17 protein-coding genes are annotated in these 21393 nt (G+C 54.3%); 5 read left to right on the forward strand and 12 right to left on the reverse strand.

Translation table 11 applies throughout. The features are described 5' to 3' along the window. Nucleotides 1–4: 4 nt before the first annotated feature. On the reverse strand, nt 5–2569 hold the full coding sequence (locus tag Q0336_RS08195; protein WP_298527623.1) for a hypothetical protein: 2565 nt from the start codon (nt 2567–2569) through the stop codon (nt 5–7). A gap of 853 nt (nt 2570–3422) precedes the next feature. Here Q0336_RS08195 and Q0336_RS08200 point away from each other — a divergent pair. Genes Q0336_RS08200 through Q0336_RS08220 form a run of 5 tightly spaced genes read left to right on the forward strand, consistent with a single transcriptional unit; the run spans nt 3423 to nt 6352 of the window. After that, nucleotides 3423–3650: a 4Fe-4S binding protein gene (locus Q0336_RS08200; RefSeq protein ID WP_298527626.1), complete on the forward strand. Its 228-nt coding sequence runs from the start codon at nt 3423–3425 to the stop codon at nt 3648–3650. 39 nt (nt 3651–3689) lie between these two features. Continuing rightward, the gene (locus tag Q0336_RS08205) at nt 3690–4775 is read left to right on the forward strand and encodes a 3-methyl-2-oxobutanoate dehydrogenase subunit VorB (RefSeq protein ID WP_298527628.1); all 1086 of its coding nucleotides are present in this window, start codon (nt 3690–3692) and stop codon (nt 4773–4775) included. A 1-nt stretch (nt 4776) separates the two neighbouring features. Next, the gene (locus tag Q0336_RS08210) at nt 4777–4983 is read left to right on the forward strand and encodes a hypothetical protein (RefSeq protein ID WP_298527631.1); all 207 of its coding nucleotides are present in this window, start codon (nt 4777–4779) and stop codon (nt 4981–4983) included. A gap of 33 nt (nt 4984–5016) precedes the next feature. Next, entirely contained in the window at nt 5017–5778 is a 762-nt protein-coding gene (locus Q0336_RS08215; RefSeq protein ID WP_298527765.1) for a thiamine pyrophosphate-dependent enzyme, read from the forward strand. 19 nt (nt 5779–5797) lie between these two features. Then, nucleotides 5798–6352, forward strand: a complete 555-nt coding sequence (locus tag Q0336_RS08220; RefSeq protein ID WP_298527634.1) for a 2-oxoacid:acceptor oxidoreductase family protein — start codon at nt 5798–5800, stop codon at nt 6350–6352. A 271-nt stretch (nt 6353–6623) separates the two neighbouring features. Here Q0336_RS08220 and Q0336_RS08225 read toward each other — a convergent pair whose 3' ends face one another. The 11 genes from Q0336_RS08225 to Q0336_RS08275 form a co-directional block, all read right to left on the reverse strand. Beyond that, nucleotides 6624–8081: a DUF5686 family protein gene (locus tag Q0336_RS08225; RefSeq protein ID WP_298527637.1), complete on the reverse strand. Its 1458-nt coding sequence runs from the start codon at nt 8079–8081 to the stop codon at nt 6624–6626. A gap of 16 nt (nt 8082–8097) precedes the next feature. Further along, complete coding sequence (locus Q0336_RS08230) at nt 8098–8745, reverse strand: carbohydrate-binding family 9-like protein (RefSeq protein ID WP_298527640.1); 648 nt, start codon at nt 8743–8745, stop codon at nt 8098–8100. Between the two features lie 36 nt (nt 8746–8781). Next, entirely contained in the window at nt 8782–9438 is a 657-nt protein-coding gene (locus tag Q0336_RS08235) for a LysE family transporter (protein WP_298527643.1), read from the reverse strand. A gap of 58 nt (nt 9439–9496) precedes the next feature. Next, complete coding sequence (locus Q0336_RS08240) at nt 9497–10195, reverse strand: winged helix DNA-binding protein (protein WP_298527646.1); 699 nt, start codon at nt 10193–10195, stop codon at nt 9497–9499. Then, nucleotides 10161–11087, reverse strand: coding sequence for a DUF5106 domain-containing protein (locus tag Q0336_RS08245; protein ID WP_298527648.1), 927 nt, complete (start codon nt 11085–11087; stop codon nt 10161–10163). The genes Q0336_RS08240 and Q0336_RS08245 overlap by 35 nt, the downstream gene beginning before the upstream one ends. Beyond that, the gene (locus Q0336_RS08250; protein ID WP_298527651.1) at nt 11080–12069 is read right to left on the reverse strand and encodes a glycosyltransferase; all 990 of its coding nucleotides are present in this window, start codon (nt 12067–12069) and stop codon (nt 11080–11082) included. The genes Q0336_RS08245 and Q0336_RS08250 overlap by 8 nt, the downstream gene beginning before the upstream one ends. Before the next feature lie 6 nt (nt 12070–12075). After that, the gene (cysS, locus tag Q0336_RS08255) at nt 12076–13554 is read right to left on the reverse strand and encodes a cysteine--tRNA ligase (RefSeq protein ID WP_298527654.1); all 1479 of its coding nucleotides are present in this window, start codon (nt 13552–13554) and stop codon (nt 12076–12078) included. 217 nt (nt 13555–13771) lie between these two features. Beyond that, on the reverse strand, nt 13772–15151 hold the full coding sequence (locus tag Q0336_RS08260) for an MATE family efflux transporter (RefSeq protein ID WP_298527657.1): 1380 nt from the start codon (nt 15149–15151) through the stop codon (nt 13772–13774). A gap of 337 nt (nt 15152–15488) precedes the next feature. After that, nucleotides 15489–17318 carry a hypothetical protein gene (locus Q0336_RS08265; RefSeq protein ID WP_298527660.1) on the reverse strand — a complete coding sequence of 610 codons (1830 nt, stop codon included), beginning with the start codon at nt 17316–17318 and terminating at the stop codon, nt 15489–15491. Nucleotides 17319–17896: 578 nt separating this feature from the next. Continuing rightward, nucleotides 17897–20617 (reverse strand): transglutaminase domain-containing protein, encoded by a 2721-nt coding sequence (locus tag Q0336_RS08270; protein ID WP_298527663.1) that lies wholly within the window; start codon nt 20615–20617, stop codon nt 17897–17899. Between the two features lie 16 nt (nt 20618–20633). After that, nucleotides 20634–21389, reverse strand: coding sequence for a copper homeostasis protein CutC (locus tag Q0336_RS08275; protein ID WP_298527666.1), 756 nt, complete (start codon nt 21387–21389; stop codon nt 20634–20636). Between the last annotated feature and the right edge of the window lie 4 nt (nt 21390–21393).

Genomic DNA, 21393 nt, shown 5'->3' on the forward strand with positions numbered 1-21393 from the left:
AGGATTAGTTATGTACTGGTTCGGATCCAGCGTCCTTCCTCCCTCGTCTCAGTAGAGGCAGGAGGGCGGAGGCCAGAAGGAGGAGGACGAGAAGTCCTGTACTGATCTTAGCGATGAGCTCGGTACGATGGATCGAAGCTGGATCGAAGGTCATAGTCAGCTCATGAGTTCCCTGAGGGATGTAGGCGGCTCGAAGGACATAGTTGGCTCGCACGATCGGGAGCTCCTGCTTGCCGTCGAGCATCAGATGCCAGCCGTGGGGATAATAGATCTCAGAGAAGACCAAGAGACGGGGTTCATCGGTCGAGACTTGGTACTTCGCCATGCTGGGGGTATAGGAGAGGAGCTTGATGGAAGCCTGCCCAGCGGGTGCAGAGAGACTATCTACTGCCGCTAGGGATCTAGAAGCAGCCTTGTAGCCCTGAAGTTCGGAGCTGAAGCGCTTATCAACAAGTGCAGTATGGCGAAGCGCTGTCGTATCAAGTGCAGCCATCTCTTCGTCTGCTGAAGCGACCCACTGAATGGTATCTACGAACCAAGCTGGACCGAAGGCATCGGCATTCTCTTGGTACATCAGTCCACGCTCCTTATCCAAGAAGATGAAGTAGCGTGTATCGAGCATGTTGTAGACCTCTGGATTATTCTGTGCAAGCTGACGCTCGATGAGGTCTTGGTAGCGACGAAGCTTAGCTGCGTGATAGCCCCCGACACTGCGGTGGTTAGCACTGGTCGTCGCATCATTGAAGCTATTGATCGCTAGGTTCATCACTCGATAGTGAGGATCGGTATCTTGGGCGATCGCCTTATCGACGGGAGTCACGGGGCGAGCCTGCGCCTCGACACTCTCTTTAGGGATGAAGAGGTCATCGTTGAGGTACCGCTTATCTACCAGCCAGAGGTCTGCCAGAGTGATGAGACCAAGCAGAGCGAAGAGCGGAGCCTTCTTGATCTTATCTTGGGCATAGAGATAGCAAGGGATGAGGGAGAGTAGGATGATCCCAGCAGAGCGAAGGGCATCTGCTGCGACGATCCCAGCACGCACTTCCTTCAGACTAGCCATGATCGCTGCGACGGGGAGCTGGCTGCGTCCCATCGCTTGGCGGAACATCTCCTGCTCCTGTCCACTCATCAGCGCAAGGATGGACTGAGGGAAGAGCCACAGCACCAGGCAAGGCAGGAGAGTCAGACCGAGACTAACGTAGAGAGCGACCTTATCCTGAAGGATCGTCTTGGGCTCTCGGACGAACTGCACCAGAGCTAAGACAGCAAGGGCAGGGATAGTGAACTCCGCCACGACGAGGATTGAGGAGACCGTGCGGAACTTATTATACAGCGGTACGTGGTCGATGAAGAGATCGGAGAGCCACATCATATTGTGTCCCCAAGCTAGGGCGATCGAGAAGATCGTCCCCCCAAGGAGCGCCCACTTCAGAGGGCCTTGGACCTTCATCACACCGAGAATGAAGAGGAAGAGCACAAAGGCACCCACGTAGACGGGTCCCGCTGTGAAAGGCTGATCGCCCCAATAGTGGTTCATACCACCGATGATCTCCTTGTACTCTGCGGGTACATCTTCGAGGACTTCGGGGTCATCAGCTAGGTACTCAGAGGCTCCCCCATAGAGGTTGGGCACGAGGAGCGTGAAGGTCTCGGCCTTGCCATAGCTCCAAGCCGTGATGTATTCCTTATCCAGCCCCTTGGCGTTAGCTTCGACCTGCTTCTGCCCATCGGCGGCTGGAAGAGGAGTCAGTTCACTCCCGCCACGAATAGTCTCCTGCCCGTACTCATAGGTATGGTAGAGATTGGAGCTATTGATCCCAAGAGCTATGAGCCCAGAGAAGAGTGTGACAGCTGAGGCGAGGAGGAAGGTGCGGAGCTTCTTCTCACGAAGGGCTTCGACGAAATATCCGAGGATAATGAAGACAATGAGGAAGGCGAAGTAATAGCTCATCTGCACGTGGTTCGACAGGATCTGCAGGGCCGCAAAGAGTGCTGTCAGTGCTCCCCCTAAGAGATAGCGACCACGATACGAATGGATGATCCCAGCGATGGTCGGAGGGATGAAGGCCAGCGTCATGAGCTTCCAGATATGCCCAGCCGTGATCAGGATGATGAAGTAGCTGGAGAACGTCCACATGATCGCCCCGAGGACCGAGGGAAGGCGGTCCACTCGGAGAGCTCGCATGAAGAGGTAGAAGCCCCCGAGCATCGCAAAGAGAAGCCAGCTATAGCCGGGCAAGAGGCAGAAGGGCCACTGAAGCGTCAGCACATCTTGGATCCCTCGGATAATCCCTACCGAAGGGTATGAGGGAGCGATCTGGTACATGGGCATTCCTCCGAAGAGGCTATTCGTCCAGTAGGAGAATTCCCCTGAGGACTCCATATACTTATAGACATCCGAAGCATTGCCACTAGCTCCAGCGACATCTTGCTGGAAGAGCTCTCGCCCCTCGAAGACCGCAGGGGCAAAATAAGCCAAGGCTAAGAAGACGAAGAGGATGATCACCCCGAAGATAGGGCCAGAGGTGCGCAGGTAGCGTGAAATAGAGGTGGAGACTTGACTTGCCACGTAGTTATCTTAATCTTATGTACGAGTCAGAATAGCAATTTGCACCCAAAGATACTAAAAACCACCCATCTAGCGAGGGCTGTGAACGGCTGGACTGACACATGATAATCAGGAGATAGATCCCTAAGAGGGAGACGATCGATGAAGGCTCTTTCTCGAGAGGGCATCCTTGCTTCTATTCTTTATAGTAAAGATTGATTATCAAGTAGTTTCCTCATCCCACATCAGCCGAAGGACAGCTGTACGTGCGAAGGCTATTTCACCCTTGGCAAATAAGCTCTGACAAGACCCTCCAAAACGACCTACGGTAGGTCGCATGAACGACCTACTGTGGATCGGTGAGACGACCTACCGTAGGTCGCAAAGGCGACCCACAGTAGGTTTTATTTTACCCCTACGCTGGGGCTCTATCTGAGCGTCTGGTTAGGGCTGAAACACAGCCATCTAAAACATCCATCCAAAAGGCAGACCTCCGAGCTGGCTTGACCGATACGCAGAAGCCCTATGACCATGCAGGAATCATTGTGTTCTCTTAGGGTAAAATCATTGCTTTTCTCTCGTTTTTTCTCTTACTTTGTGGTATACTTCTGTGGGTAGAGAGGTCTCTGCTCTTAGCACCCCTTCCCTGTGCCAGCGCCTACGGACTGACATTGTGGTGGGGAGAGCCTCACACCGGCAAGGAGATTATATCACTGCTCAACTAGCTCATTCAAACGGCTTACTACACACCTGAGGCTCCTCAGTCTGCAGATCCCACGATCCCTCTGAGTCCCCAATTAATGGACTTGCACAGGTCTACCCACACGGAGTATGTGCACACAGAAGCAACTTAAATCGATTATTACTTAAAGCTATGGCCAAGACAAGAGGGACTATAGTGGTCAACGTCGATCGGTGCAAGGGCTGCGATCTCTGCGTCGTCGCCTGCCCGACACACGTCATCGAGCTTCATCCAGAGGATGTCAATGACAAGGGCTACCACTATGCCCGCCTGAAGAACTTCACAGACTGTATCGGGTGTACAGCTTGTGGCACCGTCTGCCCCGATGGGTGCATCTCCGTCTATCGATGGAAAGACTAACTCTTATTCACCCCATCACTTAAACACGCAAACACCATCATGGCAGAAGAAATCAAACTACTCAAGGGCAACGAAGCCCTCGCTCTGTCCGCTATCCGCTCGGGTACGGATGGATACTTCGGCTACCCCATCACTCCCCAATCAGAAGTCTTAGAGACCCTCACCGCTGAGCATCCATGGGATACCACGGGGATGGTCGTCCTGCAGGCTGAGAGTGAGGTAGCTGCGATCAACATGGTCTACGGCGGCGCTGGCTGTGGCAAGCGCGTCATGACCTCCTCCTCCTCCCCCGGTATGAGCCTCAAGCAAGAAGGGATCAGCTACCTAGCTGGTGCAGAGCTCCCCTGTCTGCTGGTGAACGTCATGCGAGGTGGCCCTGGGCTTGGGACGATCCAGCCTAGCCAAGCAGACTACTTCCAGACCGTCAAGGGCGGAGGTCACGGAGACTACCGCCTCATCACCCTTGCTCCTAACTCCGTACAGGAGATGGCTGACTTCGTGCCTCTAGGCTTCGAGCTCGCCTTCAAGTACCGCAACCCTGCCATCATCCTCGCTGACGGGATCATCGGCCAGATGATGGAGAAGGTTCGCCTCCCAGAGTTCACACCTCGCCGTACCGACGACGAGATCCGTGAGCAGTGCCCTTGGGCTACCCTAGGCCGTAAGGGGAAGCGTGCTCCCAACATCATCACCTCCCTTGAGCTGGAGTCCTCGGTCATGGAGCACAACAACGAACGCTTCCAAGCCAAGTACAAGCTCATCGAAGAGAATGAGGTCCGTGTAGAGATGACCCAGACCGAAGATGCAGACTACGTGCTGGTGGCCTTCGGCTCGTCCTCTCGTATCTGTCAGAAGGCAGTAGAGCTTGCTCGTGAGGAAGGTCTTCGTGTCGGACTCCTTCGTCCGATCACGCTGTGGCCCTTCCCCAAGAAGGAGATCGATGCACTCTGCAGCCATGTCAAGGGCTTCCTCGTCCCCGAGCTCAACGCAGGACAGATGGTCGAGGACGTACGCCTCACCGTCAATGGCCGAGTACCCGTAGAGCACTACGGTCGTATGGGTGGGATGCTCTTCTCCCCCAATGAGATCCTCGACAACCTCAAGAAGCTCCTCATCAACAAGTAATATGGATCAGAATGCCCGTCGCCCCAAAGCAGACCGCATAGACTTTGCTCTGCAACTATGGTTCTTCGTCCTGGCTATTGCCTCGATCGTGACCTTCTTCCTCTGTCGGTCTACCTATCCCCTACTCTTCCAGAGCCTAGGTATAGCGGCGATAGTCATTCGCATCATCTACTACATCAAGCAGATGCTCTTCTCTCGTAAGAGCTAAGCTCCCAAGCGCTCTACTATAATGGACGAACAGATCAATATCCAAGATAAGATCACACCTGAGAACTTGGTCTATGCCAAGCCTCAGCTGATGAATGATGTGCAAATGCACTATTGCCCAGGCTGTAGCCACGGAGTCGTGCACAAGCTCGTCTCTGAGGTCATCGAAGAAATGGGCCTCGAGGAGTCGACCATCGGTGTAGCCCCTGTGGGCTGTGCGGTCTTCGCCTACAAGTTCATCGACATCGATTGGCAGGAAGCGGCCCATGGTCGTGCACCAGCTCTAGCCACCGCCATCAAGCGTCTGAACCCTGAGAAGATGGTCTTCACCTACCAAGGGGATGGTGACCTCGCTGCCATCGGTACAGCTGAGACCATCCACGCTTGTAACCGTGGAGAGAACATCGTCATCGTCTTCATCAACAACGGGATCTACGGCATGACTGGGGGACAGATGGCTCCCACCACGCTCCTCGGCATGAAGACAGCTACCTCTCCTCAGGGTCGTAATAGCGAACTCAATGGTTATCCCCTGAAGATCTCCAACCTCCTTGCACTCCTCGATGGTACATGCTATGTCACCCGACAAGCGGTACACACCATGGCGGCAGTGATGAAGGCGAAGAAGGCACTACGCAAGGCCTTCCAGAATTCGCTCGACCGCAAGGGGACCTCTGTCGTCGAGATCGTCTCCACCTGTAACACGGGATGGAAGCTAAGCCCCGACGCTGCTAATAAGTGGATGGCTGAGCACATGTTCGCAGAGTATCCACTCGGTGACATCAAGAATATCTAATCCTCATACACGACTAGAGATGACTTACGAACTAGTAATCGCAGGCTTCGGAGGGCAAGGTGTACTCTCCATGGGTAAGATCTTAGCCTACTCTGGGCTGATGGAGGACAAAGAAGTCAGCTGGATGCCATCCTACGGGCCTGAGCAGCGTGGTGGTACCTCCAATGTCACCGTGATCATCAGCGACACTGCTGTCAGCTCCCCCCTCGTGCAGAACTATGATGTCGTGATCGCTCTCAACCAGCCTTCGCTCGACAAGTTCTGCCCACGAGTCAAGCCCGGTGGCATCCTCCTCTTCGACACCAACGGGATCCACAGCATCCCTCGCAGAGACGATATCGAATACTACGAGATCCCAGCGATGGACGAAGCTATGGCCATGGGGAATGCTAAGGTGTTCAACATGCTCATCTTGGGGGCTCTCCTCAAGCTGCGCCCCATGATCGCCATCGATAGTATCCGCCGTGGACTAGAGAAGTCCCTTCCCCCTCGCCACCACAGCCTCATCCCGATGAACATCGAAGCTGTGGAACGTGGTGGAGCTATCGTCCGCCCACACGTCTTCAAGGATTAGTCCCCTCCCTCTACATGGCATAGGCCCTGGGGGCTTAGGTCCGGTAGACCAACTCCAAATAAACAAGCTCCCCCTCATCCTAGAGAGATGAGGGGGAGCTTATTTTGTATCTAAATAGGGGCACCTGACCGAGGTATCTGATCTCGAAGAACCTAGGGAAAGAAAGAGGGAGCAATGAGCTAATTCATTCCCTACCTGAGAATGGAAAGCCCTAGGTGAGAACAGTAAGCCCTAAGTGATAATGGCTAGCTACCTCTGAGGGGACGGCTAGTTAGCGTCGCTCGCTCCAGCCAGAGGCAAGGCAAAGGACAGGGAGGCTCAGACGGAAAGCTACGTGCGCTCGGGAGTTCGTCCAGTCACAGCCAGCAAACAGCCCAAAGCGAGCCATATCTCCCCAGCCTAGAGAATAACCTAGTTCGCTGAAGGCACGCCCATCCCTAGTGAGCAAATTACGAGCATGGATCGCTTCATCCATGCGGAAGAATTCACCAATACCCTTGGTACGAGAGAGGAGGAGGTTATTGGAGTTGAAGTGAAGCTCCTGAGTCGTCCAGCCATCTCCTCCGGTGAAGAAGGGCGATAGAGTTGCCCAACCATCTCGGAGGGGCACCCTCCCTAGGAGGGAGAGCGTAGGGAAGAACTTCTCATCGCTCTGAGAGAGCTTCTGCTGGCTGAGGAAGGTACCAGCAAGGAGCTTGATATCAAGCTTATTGTCTCGGTCGAAGAGGATCGTCCCACGCAGGAAGGCCTCTAGCTGCTGATAGCGACTATAGGGGATGCCCTCCGTACTCGAGGAGCGAGGATCAATCGCTTGCTTGTAGACAAGCCCAAGCTCACGACGGAAGCCTATGGGGATGGGAATACCTGACTCCGTAGCATTGAGGAAGGAGGGAGCCCAAAGGAGTTGCCCCGAAGCAATGAGTGCTCGGTGATGCTCTAGGGGCAGGGAAGCCTGTGGCTTACGATCCTCATAGAGGAGGGAGGTCGAGAGATCGATGCTTTGCCCTAAGCTGATCCGATTGCGTAGCAGGGCGAAGTCCTTGACATAGTCTCTTATGGGGCTATTAGCTCCTAGCAGCGAGCCGAAGTAGCCTCGATAGATCTCTTCGGGGGTCAGATGAGCCGTCTCTCGAGAGGTATGTCCAGCGGAGAGGAGGAAGAGGCCATTGAGCTGAGGAGCATAATAGAGGAGCAGGTGATTCTCCGTGTACCAATGGCGACTGCCAAGGGTATAGTTATTCGATGAGCGCCAGCGCACATTGCGTCCCGTCCCGAGATGACGAACGAACTGGACCTCATAGCCGAGCCACTGCCCGTCGATCGGATTGGACTCGGGGAGCATATAGATCAAGCCATCGACACCTATCTGCCACTTCCCTAGATCAAAGTCTTTCCCCACCGCTAGATACAGCAGTGTGGAAAGAGGTCCTCCTTGAGAGCCCTCTGAGGAAGCTCGGTTGCGTGCCCGACTCTCGGCTATTGCATGGAGGAAGTCGTAGCCTCGATTATTGTTGTAGGGATCTTGTGGCTCATAGCGGAAGAGGCGATCTATCTGGGGGATCCCATACTTGGGAAGTGCCTCATTAGCTCGCACCAACTCCTTCCGTAGCTGATCAAGAGAGTCTCGGCGTACCTCATCCCTCGGTGTCAAACCTTGAGCCCTTAGGGGGAGGGTGACGAAGAGCGCTAAGACGAGGGAGGTAAAGACTAGTGGCAGACGAGGCCGCATAGCTGTCAGGTGAAGGCTAAGGGTGTAGGATCAGTTCGCCGAAGAACTGTGGACGATGGAAGGCGGGCTTCTCCTCTTCGATCGGTGCCCAGCTGAGGAAGTGAGGGTGAGCCGTCTTGTCCCCACACTTGTAGAGATTTGCCCATAGCTTCTCGGGAAGCGATCCTTCGGGATAGCCCATCGTGGTCCAAGGGAGAGCGGCGGTGAGCACCCAGCTGTAGTGTCCCGTCTGCTCTAGCCCCTGCTCTCCGAGGTGCGTCGCCCATCGCTCAATGCTGGCAAACTCCTCTGCACTCAAGAGCGTACTCTCCGAGGGCGACTGATGGTGGGCAGCATAGCAGACTCCCGCCGCATTGAATTCAAAATTGATGTAGGACTCCCCTATTCCACGCTGCATGAAGAGCTCGACACAGCTATCCTCATGGACATAGTGGCCATCCCCTGAGGAGAGCGTACGGAGGTCCTCACCATCTACGACATAGGTGACATAGAGGGCATCCGCATCGTAGCCTAGATAGGCAGCGACAAGCGGGCGATGAGGGAAGTCCTTACGCCAGTTGAGCGTATCGATATAGAGAGGCTCACCCTGCTCTCTGAGTACAGAGGTGAAGGAGGAAAGGGGGTGTCCATTCCGCTCGATGCGGGGGATATATGCTTGCTTCATGAGCTAAGTCTGATGAATAAGGTAAGGGGTATAGATCTACTCGAAGATCGAAGAGTAGATGCCGACTAGGGCGAGGACGATGAGTACCAGAGCAACGGATCTATTGATCCACTCCAAGCTCTTCATCCCAAAGCGTGCAGAGAGCTTCTTGACGATGTAGGTCAAGATGGTCCACCAGAGCATGCAACCAATACCGATACCTGCCATGGCGACAAAGAACTCGATGAACTGAAGCTTCACAGCTCGCACGAACTCTAGTCGAGCATAGAGGGGGAGGAAGAGCAGGATGATGAAGGGATTGGAGAGGGTGAGAGCAAATGCTCCCGAGACCTTCTTCACACTGTAGGCGGACTTGAGTCGGTGCGAAGGAGCTGGCTCCTCGTCGTCTGCTGGCGAGACATGACGCGTCAGCAGGATGACACAGAAGCCAAGGATGAGGATACTTCCTCCTAGGCGAAGGGAGCTACTATACTGATCCAGCAGGTTCAGCACGATCCCCACGCCCCAGTAAGCGATGAGCCCGTAGACTAGGTCACTAAGCGTTGCCCCAAGCCCTACGAGCATGCCATCACGGCGTCTGCCACGTGTCGTCTCTCTCAGACAGAGTAGACCAGTAGGACCCATAGGAGCCGATACCAAGATCCCGATAAGTATTCCCTTGGCTAGGGTAAAGAATAGCTCTAGGAGTAACATAGGTAGGCAAAGATAGTCATTCTTAGCAACGTATAAGACCTCGGGGCAAGTACTTACCCTAGATCTCGGGGCGATGATGCTGGGAGGAGTCTGGCTTGAAGTGGCGAAGCAGTTCGCCTAGGTCTGTATCATTCTTAGCCACAGGGAGCGTAGAGAGAGCGTCACAGAGATAGTGCAGCAGGAAGTCGAGGGTCGCCTGCTGTCGCTCCGCCAGTGGGGCGGAGATCAGCTGAGCCGCCGTGTGCAGCTGGGGGAAGACCTTCATCAGCTCAGCACGTCCACTCGGCGTGATGGAGACGAGCACACTCCTTCGATCTCGTTCATCAGGACGCTCTTCGACCAACCCCTTAGCTACAAGCCTACGGATGACTTCTGCACCAGAGGTCTTCTCCATAGCGTTGAGGCTATTGAGTTCGGTCTTGGAATGGGGTTCTCCGCTGAATAGGCTAGCGAGATAGGAGTACTCTTCCTCGCTTTGCAGATGCTGCGAGGCGAAAAGTGCTCGCTTGATATAGCCCTTGGAGTAGCGATGTAGGAGGCTGAGGTGGCGGGCAATGGATACCTCCCGAGGACTACGCGAAGGACGTGGAGCAGCAGGAGCATCTGGGGAGGAAGATCTAAGCGCGTGCTCTCCCTCCTGCATGCTCTGGACGAAGACGAGGAAGCTCTTCAGACTGAGCTCCTCTTCATCAGGGAAGGACTGCTCAAAAAGCTCGATGTAATCAAGGAGTTCGTTTAGGAGTCGTTTGCTTTTCATAGATGTTCAGGTAAGAGGCCACCTTAGGTATGGTGGTATTCCTAAGGAGGACGGTTTTCTTCTGATCAAGTAAATAGAGTACACTGCCTCGGGAGAGGTCATAGCGACGCTGCACAGCGATGAGCCCTGCAGAGTCTGGGCCAAGGATAGCCCCAGCAAAGAGGCTACGCTGGAGGGAGTCGGGTCTCATCTGACCCGTATAGATCACCAGGGGCTGAAGAGTACGCTTCTGGATCAGTCCTTGGAGTGCCTTATCAGCTTTGAGTTCGGAAGCCCACGTACGCTCATGTCGATCCGAATCAACCTGTAGAAGCAGGAGCGTATAGGGAGCCTTGACCTCGGAGAGTCTCATGAGGCTCGTATCGTTCGTATAGAAGCGGAAGTCTTGAGCGGTAGAGCCTACCCGATTGTGCTGGAGCCGTACGAGAGCGAGCAGAGCCTCTACCCGTCGGGCAGAGTCGATCTTCATGGATTTCCGCTCCCAGTCGAGGATGAAGCTATAGAGACGCTCATCATAGAGCGGGCTCTCGGGGCGGAAGAGCTGATCTCGGTAGGTAGAGAGAGCAAGAGTTAAGCCTTCATCTCCGAAGGCTTCCAGAGAGCGTAGGAGGCTACGACGCACCTGAGCGGTAGGAGCTCCTTGGATCAGGCCACAGAAGTCCTTGACCTTGTGGGCAAGGAGGCTATCCGAGGTCGTAGGCTGAGCCTCCTCACGATCCCAATAGTGATCGATGAGGTAGCTCTGTCGCTCTCGAGCAGAGGTAAGATGATTAGGGATGACGACCTCCCCGAGGGATGTCGTCTGCACCTTCGGCCGGCAAGAGGCGAAGGCTACAAGAAGCACTAGGAAGAGGCTAAGGAGATGTATGGTGCGATCCGATCCCCTACTCATAGAAATTATCCTTGAAGGCGATGAACTCCCTTCTACGTAGCACGTACTTCCCCCACCAAGCTCTGAGGAAGCCTGAGCCATAGCCCCAGAGCTGGATGAAGCAGGCTACTGGAGCCAGCAGAGCTACACTGAGCGAGCGACCTGCTCGGTGGTAAGCATCGACAAAGAAGATGACTGCGAGCAAAAGCAAGCCTACATGTCCGATCCTAACAAGCAGGGCTACCACCGAAGCGATCGTGAAGAGAGCAGGTAGGAGATGTACTAGTCGGGTGCTCCCTGGGTGTCGTGTCTCGAGGTGGATACGAGCGATCCCTGAGTTGTGCACCTGCTTGAAGAACTTCTTGAAGTCTACCCTACGCTTGTGGTAGACGAAGGCCTCAGAGATGAGTGCTGTGCTATGGCCTTGCTCCAGAAGGCGCAGGCTGAAGTCTATATCCTCACCGAAGCGCATCCCTTCGTCGAAGCCCCCGAGCTGAAGGTAGACCGAGCGACGGCACCCGAGGTTGAAGCTACGGGGCTTGAACTTCTCCATCCCATCGGCACTACCCCCACGGATCCCGCCCGTAGTCAGGGGCGAAGTCATCGCATAGTTGATCGCCTTCTGCACGGGAGAGAAGTCATCCGAAGCGGCATCAGGTCCACCGAAGGCATCTACTGGATAGCGCTCCAGATACTTGTCTACAGCCGTCAGATAGCCCGAGGGAAGGACCACATCGGAGTCGAGGATGAGGAGATACTCCCCAGAAGCCTCTCGTGCTCCTAGGTTGCGTGCCTTCGATGGTCCTCCATTGGGTACGGCGATATAGCGCAGGGCCGGGAGCTGAGAGCGGAAGCTCTCCACTACCTGCTCGCTACTGATCTGAGAGCCATCCTCCACGATGACGACCTCATAGTCGAAGACCTCCTGCTGAGTGAGGCTCTCTAGGAGCTCTCTGATCTCATCAGGGCGGTTGTAGACAGGGATGATGAAGCTATAGCGCATAGGGCTCTAGGCTAGCGACCATTCGGTGCCCTCCTTCGTATCCTTGATCACGAAGCCGAGGGCGGTGAGTTCGTCTCGGATCTTGTCTGAGGTAGCCCAGTCCTTACGGCTCTTAGCCTCCTGACGGAGGGAGAGCAGGAGGTCAATAGCCCCCTTGAAGGCATCGCTCGAAGCTCCTTCGCTGAGGCGCTCGTCTCTGAGGCCCAGCAGGTCATGCAGGAAGAGACGGTAGCTCGTGCGTAGCTCCTCTAGATCTTCGGCCGTGATGGTGGCCTGCTTGTGATGGACAGAATTGATGATGCGGGTAGCATCGAAGAGCTCTGCGATGACGATCGGCGTATTTAGGTCGTCATTGAGGGCGGCATAGGCACGTTCCTTCAGTCCACGAGCCTCAGGGAGGCTGGTCTCGGACGAAGGCTGGAGGCCGTCGAGGAGGGCATCGGCATCGAGGAGACGCTGGAGCCCCTTCTCAGCTGCCTTCAGAGCCTCGTTGCTGAAGTCTACCGTACCACGGTAGTGAGCGCTGAGGATGAAGAAGCGGATGGTCATCGGGCTGTAAGCCTGATCCAGCTGCTTATTCTCACCCGTGAAGAATTCATCCAGCGTGATGAAGTTCCCCAGTGACTTACCCATCTTCTGCCCGTTGATGGTGATCATATTGTTGTGCATCCAGTAGTGCACCATCGCTTCACCCCCCTGCGAGGCCTTCGCTTGTGCGATCTCACACTCATGGTGGGGGAAGACGAGGTCCATGCCACCTCCGTGGATGTCGAACTGCTCCCCGAGGTACTTACGACCCATCGCCGTACATTCGGCATGCCAGCCAGGGAAGCCTTCGCCCCAAGGGCTAGGCCAGCGCATGATGTGCTCAGGCTGTGCCTTCTTCCAGAGAGCAAAGTCCAGCGGGCCTCGCTTCTCACTCTGCCCGTCGAGCTCTCGAGTATTGGAGAGCATGTCCTCGATACGACGGCCGCTGAGTTCGCCGTAGTTGAAGCTCTTGTCGTACTTCTCTACATCGAAGTAGACCGACCCACCACTCTCGTACGCTAGGCCTGCATCGAGGATCTGCTGGGTGAGCGCTATCTGCTCGATGATGTGCCCCGAGGCCATGGGCTCGATGCTCGGAGGTAGTACACCGAGCTTATCCATAGCTTGATGGTAGCGGGTGAGGTAGTACTGGACGACTTCCATCGGCTCCAGCTGCTCCAGACGGGCCTTCTTAGCGATCTTGTCTTCGCCTTCGTCGGCATCATGCTCGAGGTGACCTACATCGGTGATATTACGCACATAGCGCACCTTGTACCCCAAGTGCATGAGGTAGCGGAAGAGGATATCAAAGGTGATCGCTGGGCGGGCATGCCCTAGGTGTGCATCTCCATAGACCGTAGGGCCACAGACATAGAGTCCCACATGGGGGGCTTGGAGCGGGATGAACTGCTCCTTCTTGCGATGGAGCGTATTATAGATGGATAATGGGTGCTGCATCTGTCGTATATGATTACTTTCTACAAAGATAATGATATTGTCGGCTTGGCTGATGAGCCCGTTCCTCACGGAGTGGAGCTATCGAAGACGGGGGCTCAACGTGGTGAAGACGCTCCTACCCCATACATGGCTCCCTCGGGTGACCCATTCATGGGTCGCAGGAATACCCCATTCATGGGTTCCCGTCGCGACCCATGAATGGGTAGTAAAACTTCGGCTAAGCGAGGCGAGCAACGATCCGCCTGAAGCGTCCTCTCAAGAGGAGCCCTAGCACAAGCAGGCTGATCGGGAAGGCTGACCAGATCGCCGTGAGCTGGATCGCTCCACCATCCAGACCAAGGCCGAAGCCAAAGAGCGTACTCAGGCAAGGAGCTAGACCTAGGTGAACCATACAGGCATAGAGTGCCATGGGCTTCACATCCTCCATACCTCTCAAGGCATTGCTATAGATGACCTGCAGAGCATCGGCAGGCTGGTAGAGCGCCATCGGCACCACAGCAAGGGCCGTCATCAAGATGATCTCTGCATCGTCACTGAAGATATACCCTAGGGAGTCTCGGGTGAGGATGATCCCAAGGAGCACGACGAAGGCAGCGAGTTCGGCTAGAAGCAATCCACTTCGCACAACTCGGCGGATCTCCCCTTGGTCTCCCCGACTATGGGCGGCACTCACGAGGATCGTCGTCGCAGCTCCGATGCCATAGTAGACGAGGAAGCCCAGATTGGTGAGCGTGCAGACGATCTGATGGACAGCTAAGGGATATTCCCCGAGGGGTGTAACGATGATGACGGCGAAGGTCCATGCCCCAGCTTCTACCCCTGTCTGTATCCCGATCGGGAGACCTAGGCGGAAAAGACGACCGAAGTAAGCTGGCAGGAAGCGACGCTCCAGACAAGCTCGATAGACGGCACGTAGACTTCGGCTGGCATGGAGCACGACCCAGAGTGCCACGAGCATATAGATACGGGAGAGGAGCGTAGAGAGTCCCGCCCCGAAGAGTCCCAACTCGGGGCAGCCCCACTTCCCAAAGATCAGAAGGTAGTTCCCGAGGATATTGAGGAGATTAGAACTAAGGATGATCCACATGGGCACCATCGTTCGCCCTATCCCATCGAAGAACTGTTTCATCCCAGCCGAAGCCATGAAGATGACCAGCGAGGTAAGCTGTAGGAAGAAATAAGGCCGAATAAGGGGGACGAGCGACTCGGGCACACGGAAAAGATCCATCCCCGCATAGATCCCGAGGAGGGACAATAGGAGCCCAAGAGTGATCAGGAGATTGAGCTGAGTACTATGACGGAGTAGTCGCCCCAGACGGGTAGCATCTGAGCGGGCATGTGCCTTCGCTATGAGCGGAGTGAGGCCATAAGAGAAGCCCAGCCCGAGGATGAAGAAGAGTGCATAGATATTATTCACGAAGGAGGCTGCAGCAAGCGCATCCGTATGATACTTACCGATCATGATCGTATCGGCGAAGTTCACGAATATGATCCCCAGCTGGCCTAGGATAATGGGGGTACCTATGCGAAAGAGCTGTCCCAAGGTCGAGGACTGCTCCGAGAGGTAGGCTTGTAGAGAGTGGAGGTACTTCATCATAGTCTTTGGGGCACAAAGATACGACTCTTCCCTCGCCCCTATCGCTACATGGCTATGAAATCCCCCACCTCAGCAGAGCATACGAGAGGCTCTACTCTTTCCCCAAGAGGCAGACAGCCTACTACGAACGAGAGCTACCCTCATAAATAGAGCGTCGGTGGCTCCCTCTCTACAAGCTCACGAGAGGATACACCGACAGAGGTCAAGGACAAAAAGAAGAGGAGCATGGCAAACTGAATTGCCCTGCTCCTCTCGCAGTTGTATGATCCATCACCTGCGACTGCATAGCTGGCCCTGCCAGCGATTGGTGCTTAGGATGGTCTCGAGTTATTTACCCTTATCGACGGGGAGTAAGGGAAATCAGACAAGGCCAGCTCTTATAGTTATATGAAACACCATCAATCTTCCCCGTAGGAATACCCAGTTGCTCACGAGACGTTATAGGCTCGAAGTTGACCCCACGTCCATAGATAGAAGTAGGAGTTCCACTAACCCGAGCAGGAATCTCCGTAGAGTTCCAGATGAAGCCATAGTCACCAAACATTCTGACTGGACCAGAAGCATAATCCTTACGACCTAGCATACGGAAGGAGGCCTTGATATCCTCAGCATTGTTGTTATCCCAGTAGTTATCCGTAGCAATTTCACTAATCGCAGGGACAGCCTGATTACCTAGATAACGACACGTGATGGTGAGGTACTGACCAGAGAACTGATAGCGATAAGCACAGTGACGACCAGGGAGGTTCTCGAAGCGAGATGCATATATCGTATGAGTGCCATCTGCCTTGTAGGTAGCTGTTGCTCTTCTTGGCTTAGACTCGCCCACAAAGGTGAATTCCTCCGCTTCAACCTGCTTAACACCTGTATCCTTCAGAGAATATCGCCCAATGTGGATTCTGTCACTATCCTTAAGATTGTCACCAGGGAAGAGACTTGCTAGCTCGCCAGAGGTGAACATACGGTACTTACGACCATCAAGTAGGATCCCCTTATTCAGAGCATTGATAGCTTCGTCGAATGTATAATAGACGGGATCAGTAGCAGTAGTGGCGACAGGGTCGATCTGAGTAAGATTGGACGTAGGACCACTAACGATCTTCACACGATGATCAGGAGCACCAGTGGTGACAAGGTGCTCGATAGGCATCATCCAGCGATTGACATCGATACCCAAGTGATAAGCCTTAGCTGTAGCATAGCCCTGAGTACGAACCTTAGGAGCGTCAGCATTAGACCCTGCAGCGAAGATGTGGAAGTCACCGAGAGAGATCTCCGAGCGGAAACCTTCAGCAGGCTTAGCAGACTCAGGACGAGGCATACCCCACAGCAGGTAGTTCTGTGTAGCATCCACAGCTACAGATACAGAGCGGCTGATCGTCTCCTCTTCAGCTGCTTCATGGGTGAAGACCCACTTAGTTTCGCCAGTAGAATAGTCGTAGTAACCAGCGTTAGAGAGAGCGTTAGAGAAGACCTTTAGATCCGAATCGTCCACGTCAATGGCGTGTCTTGCCTGTCTCGTCTTGTTGCTTACCTTGATATTTAGAAGCGTACCCTGAGGCTTGAAGTCTACAGAGACCTTAGGAGCAGCTTCGCCTACTTCAGCAGCGACAGTGAAGGATACCTTATCGAAGGTGAAAGGCATACGTACCTGATAGGGCTTGAGATCCTTGTCAAGCGCTTCATCAGAAGAGAAGTCAACCTGCGTTCTGTCAGCATTGAGCTTACCACCACCGGTGATACCTGTGATCGTCCAACGCTCACCTGCGACAGGCTTGTTTTCTTCGGCTAGATCTTCGGATGCAGAGCCAATCGGCTTCAGAGTCAGCGTATGCCCCTGCATCTTGAGCTTGACCTTGCCGTCAACGATCGTAGCGTCCCAGTCGATCTCGGCATAAGCCTTCTTCGTACCAGCCTCATTGCTTAGGAAGCAGTGCGTCTTCCAGCTTGAGAGAGCATCATTCGTCGTGCGAGGAGCATCGTGGTTCGTGTCAAAGCTCACTGCACGCAGTGATTGAGCGCCCTCAGCAGAGCCTTCAAGTGAGAGCGAAATAGTTACGGGATCAGATTCCGAGTGAAGAGGTTCACGAGGCTCTACGGATTCCTTGCTACATCCGATCAGAGCGAATGCCCCAAACAAGGGCAACAGCATCTTCTTGAAATTCATTTTCTGAGTTTAATATTACTAATATGTTTCACTACTGACGCTCCCAGCTTAAGAGCCTTATAAGAGCCTTAGCCGAAGGAGCCACTAGTACAAAAATCTACGATACAAGAGCTACTGGCATTACCTCCGATAGCATACTATGAATAATGAGGCACAAGCATCTAGACCGATGCCATAGCCCGAGGGGAGTGTGTACACTTCTTCCTAATTCTATACAGAGTGTAAAAGGGAGACACTAATTGTGTCTCTTCCTAGGACAGCAACAAAGGGAAGAAGTTGTACTGCAACCTTATCTACGATAAAATTGGTACAAAGGAAAGAAAAATAACATTTATAAACAAACAAGCACACTGGTGATTAATCACCCTTCTAGGCGACAAAGACAATATAAACGCTTTTCACACTCAAACTCTGAAACTCCACCTTCCTTCTATCCTGAAAGCATGCCCACTAAAAGGCTTCCGAACTACCCAGAGAAGCAGATAAACAGAAGACCTCCCAATGAAAAGGAAGAGGAGCTAGGCAAACTGAATTGCCTTGCTCCTCTTCTCTTAGTCAGTCCAGTAGCTTTTGATAGCCTAGGGAGCGGTACACGTCTGCGTTGGTGCGGTGCACTGCTCCTTCTCAAGCGCAGTGATCACCTGATGTAGCTGACGACCGAGACCGATAGTGTACCCTTGGGAGTAGAAGACTACACGATTGAAGGTATCAGCGATGATGAAGACAGGGAGATTGCCTGCACGGAGCTTGAGCGAAGAGACAAGTTCGCTGAGGATCTTACCCGATTCATCACGACCGAAGACCGTCTTCGTAGGCAGCCCTACGAAGTCCTCGGGGCGATAGCGGCTCTGGCTCGTCTTATCCTTGAAGAGCAGGACAAGGCTACGATCCCAATGGTCGAAGGTCTCCCGCTCTGCGATGATATCCTTCAGAGCATGGTTCGTAGGCTCTTCGCCTGCACCAAGCACCCCGAGGATGTAGTAGCCACGCCCCGTAGTGGTGAGGACAGATTGCTCCTTCTCCTCGGGTGCGACGAACTGCTCTGCCTTAGTCAGGTCCTTCGCTTCACCAAGGTAAGCAAAGCGGTTCTCTGCATCGAAGCTACCGAGGACAGCTACAGCCGTCGTATCACGACGCATGACCAGCTCTTCGTCCGTCGTCTTACCTGAGCGGATATCGAAGGAGCGCATATTCACCAGCACACTACCACTGGCTAGACGCGAACCCGTGACAAGCATATAGTGTCCAGCGTCCATAGGTGCTCCGTCCTTGAAGGTCTTCGCCCATGAGGTACCTTGCTCCAGTCCATTATCCCCTTCGTCATAGGAGAGCTTCTGAAGCTGACCCTTCTTGTCGAACTTAGAGATAGTGAACTGATAGTAGTACTTAGGATTGTCGATGATACCATTGTCCTGATAACTTAGGCGAAGCGTACCCTGTGGAGCTGCAGCTGCGGGACGAGCTACATCAAGGAGAATATCCTGCCAGCGACCATCAAGATAAGCCTGCACCTTGCCCGTGACCCCATCGATACGAGCGGGCCAGCCCATAGCACGAGCCATCGAGACGAAGAAGATGCCACGTGAGTAGCTATCTGCCTTGCGTGCCTTCCACACACCGATGGGCTCAATGGGATAATCCAGCGGATTATAGTCCTTATCGAGGCTGATCTCCTTCTGACACCACTGACGAAGGGCTTCGAGTGAGGACTTGAAGCTACGCTGAAGGTCAGCGGGGACAGCCTCACGGAAATACTTCTTGTAGGGGACGAGGGGTTCGTTAGCTACACGAGGATTGAAGATATAGCGCATCGATAGCTCCTTATCCGAAGCGAACTGGGGCAGGGGCTCCGTATTGTCTAGATGATCACGGAGTACCTCTAGGGGCACATCACGGAGGTCCTTAGCAGAGATCGCACGGAGGAGAGACTTAGCAGCCTCCTGATCCTTGGACTCTTCGACGAAGGTACGGACGGCCTTCCAGTTGCCTCGTGCATCAAGATTCTCGAACTGCTTGTCGAGGAAGGTAGCCACGTAGCGCCCACGGATAGAGTCTTCGAGAGCCATACGGCGGTTATTCTCTGCACGCTGAGCATCGGTGACCTCGGGATACTTAGCATCCTCACGGGGAGGAGTGATGAGGAGGTCTTCGTTGATCTTGTCCGTCGGACGGTACTTCAGCTGAAGGCGTACCTTCTTATCCTTGCCAAAAGTCACCTTCTGGAAGCCAAAGCGATAAGCACCCTTAGCATCGGGCTTACTCGCATAGACGAGCATATCCCCCTGACCTGCGGTGAGGAAGGTACTGCCCTTAGAGTCGGTGGTCTTGGTCGCTACGGTATAGAATTCTCCATAGTTGTAGACCTTGAACTCGACAGGGACACCGACCAGAGGACGACCCGAAGCATCGACGACAGACACATCTACTCGACCCGTATGGGCGTAGTTGTCGATCACATTGATCTCCGTATAGGTAGGAGTACGATCGATGATCTCCTCGGGTCCATCATAGCGACCAAAGGCCTTCGTATGTACGAGCATCGCACGGGACACGGGGGCATTGAACCAAGCCAGATTGAGCACAGGCTCAGGCTCACAAGCTCCGAGGAATGCCCACTTACCATTGATCCAAGCTTCTACCCAAGCGTGATTGTCATCCGTATGAGCCCAGCGAGGAGTATAGACCTGACGGGCAGGGATGCCGACAGCACGGAGGGCAGCGACTAGGAGCGTAGACTCTTCGCCACAACGACCGTAAGCTGTACGCAGGGTAGCTAGAGGTGAAGAGGTACGGGAGTCACTTGGGGTATAGACCACGTGCTCGTGGCACCAGTGATTGACCTCGAGGACTGCTTGCTCAAGGGAGAGTCCCTTGACACGATCCTTCAGCGCATTGTAGAGGAAGGGGCGAGAAGCATCCAGCGCCTCATTATTGACACGGATCGGGAGGACGAAGTGGCGCCACTCACGATCGGGGACGATCTTACCCCAAGGCAGCTCTTGGCGAGCCTTCAAGGAGCTACGGACATTCTCTAGGAAGTAGGCTCCATCCCGATCAATGAGGTCATTGGTCGGCATGTAGGTATAGAGGAACGTCAGTGCATCACGCTCCTCGGCAGAGAGGGAGGAGTCGAAGATACGGAAGAGATCTCCCCGAGGGAAGGCCTTCTTCTTACGGAGGAAGTCTTGCTGAAGCTGGCTCTCGTGGATGGTCGTCTTAGCCACCTTGTGCTGAGCATAAGAGGCTGTCAGCGTCCCCGATGAGAGCGCTAGAGCCAGCGTGAGGATACGTAAAGTCATAGGATGTATAGTGTTGTTAGTGTTCGTCTAAGGAAGCTAGTGCTTCAAGGGCTCCAGAGATCTTGATAGGATCTGTGAAAAGGTAGGCATATTCGTCGATGGTCACCGTCCCGCCCATGGAGACCCCTTCATGACGGTAGCGCATGGGGCTGGGCTCGGGTACTCGGCCTGTGAAGTGGAATTCCTTCGCTCCAGTGATACGGGCAAGCTCAGCGATATTCTCGGGGGTCACACCTGCTCCAGGCATGATGATGATCCTATCTCCTGCCTGCTTGACCAGCTGAGCGATGACCTCTGCCCCTTCAAGCGCCGTAGCCTTGCCCCCAGAGGTAAGGACACGGGCACAGCCCGCCTTGATGATATCCTCAAGAGCTGCCGAAGGATCACGGCACACATCGATAGCTCTATGGAAAGTCACGGGGAGATCTCCCGAAGCCTCGACGAAGCGACGAAGGAGGGGCTTATCTACCTCACCGTCGGGAGTCAGACAGCCGACTACGATACCATCGACACCGAGCTGACGAGCCATCTTGATGTCCTCAAGCATGGCTTCAACCTCAATAGGTGTGTAGAGGAAGTCCCCTGCTCGGGGGCGGATGATCACATTGAGCTTGATATCGACAGCACGGCGTGCAGCGACGATCTCTCCGTATGAGGGGGTGGTACCTCCCTCGGGTAGTCCTGCGCAGAGCTCTATACGATAAGCCCCGCCGAGCTGAGCTCGACGGGCGCTTTCGGCACTACCTGCACAGTTCTCTATGCGGTATTCCATAGGT

Origin of the sequence: uncultured Porphyromonas sp. (assembly GCF_938039215.1) — a bacterium.
In the GTDB taxonomy this organism is placed as follows: Bacteria; Bacteroidota; Bacteroidia; order Bacteroidales; family Porphyromonadaceae; genus Porphyromonas.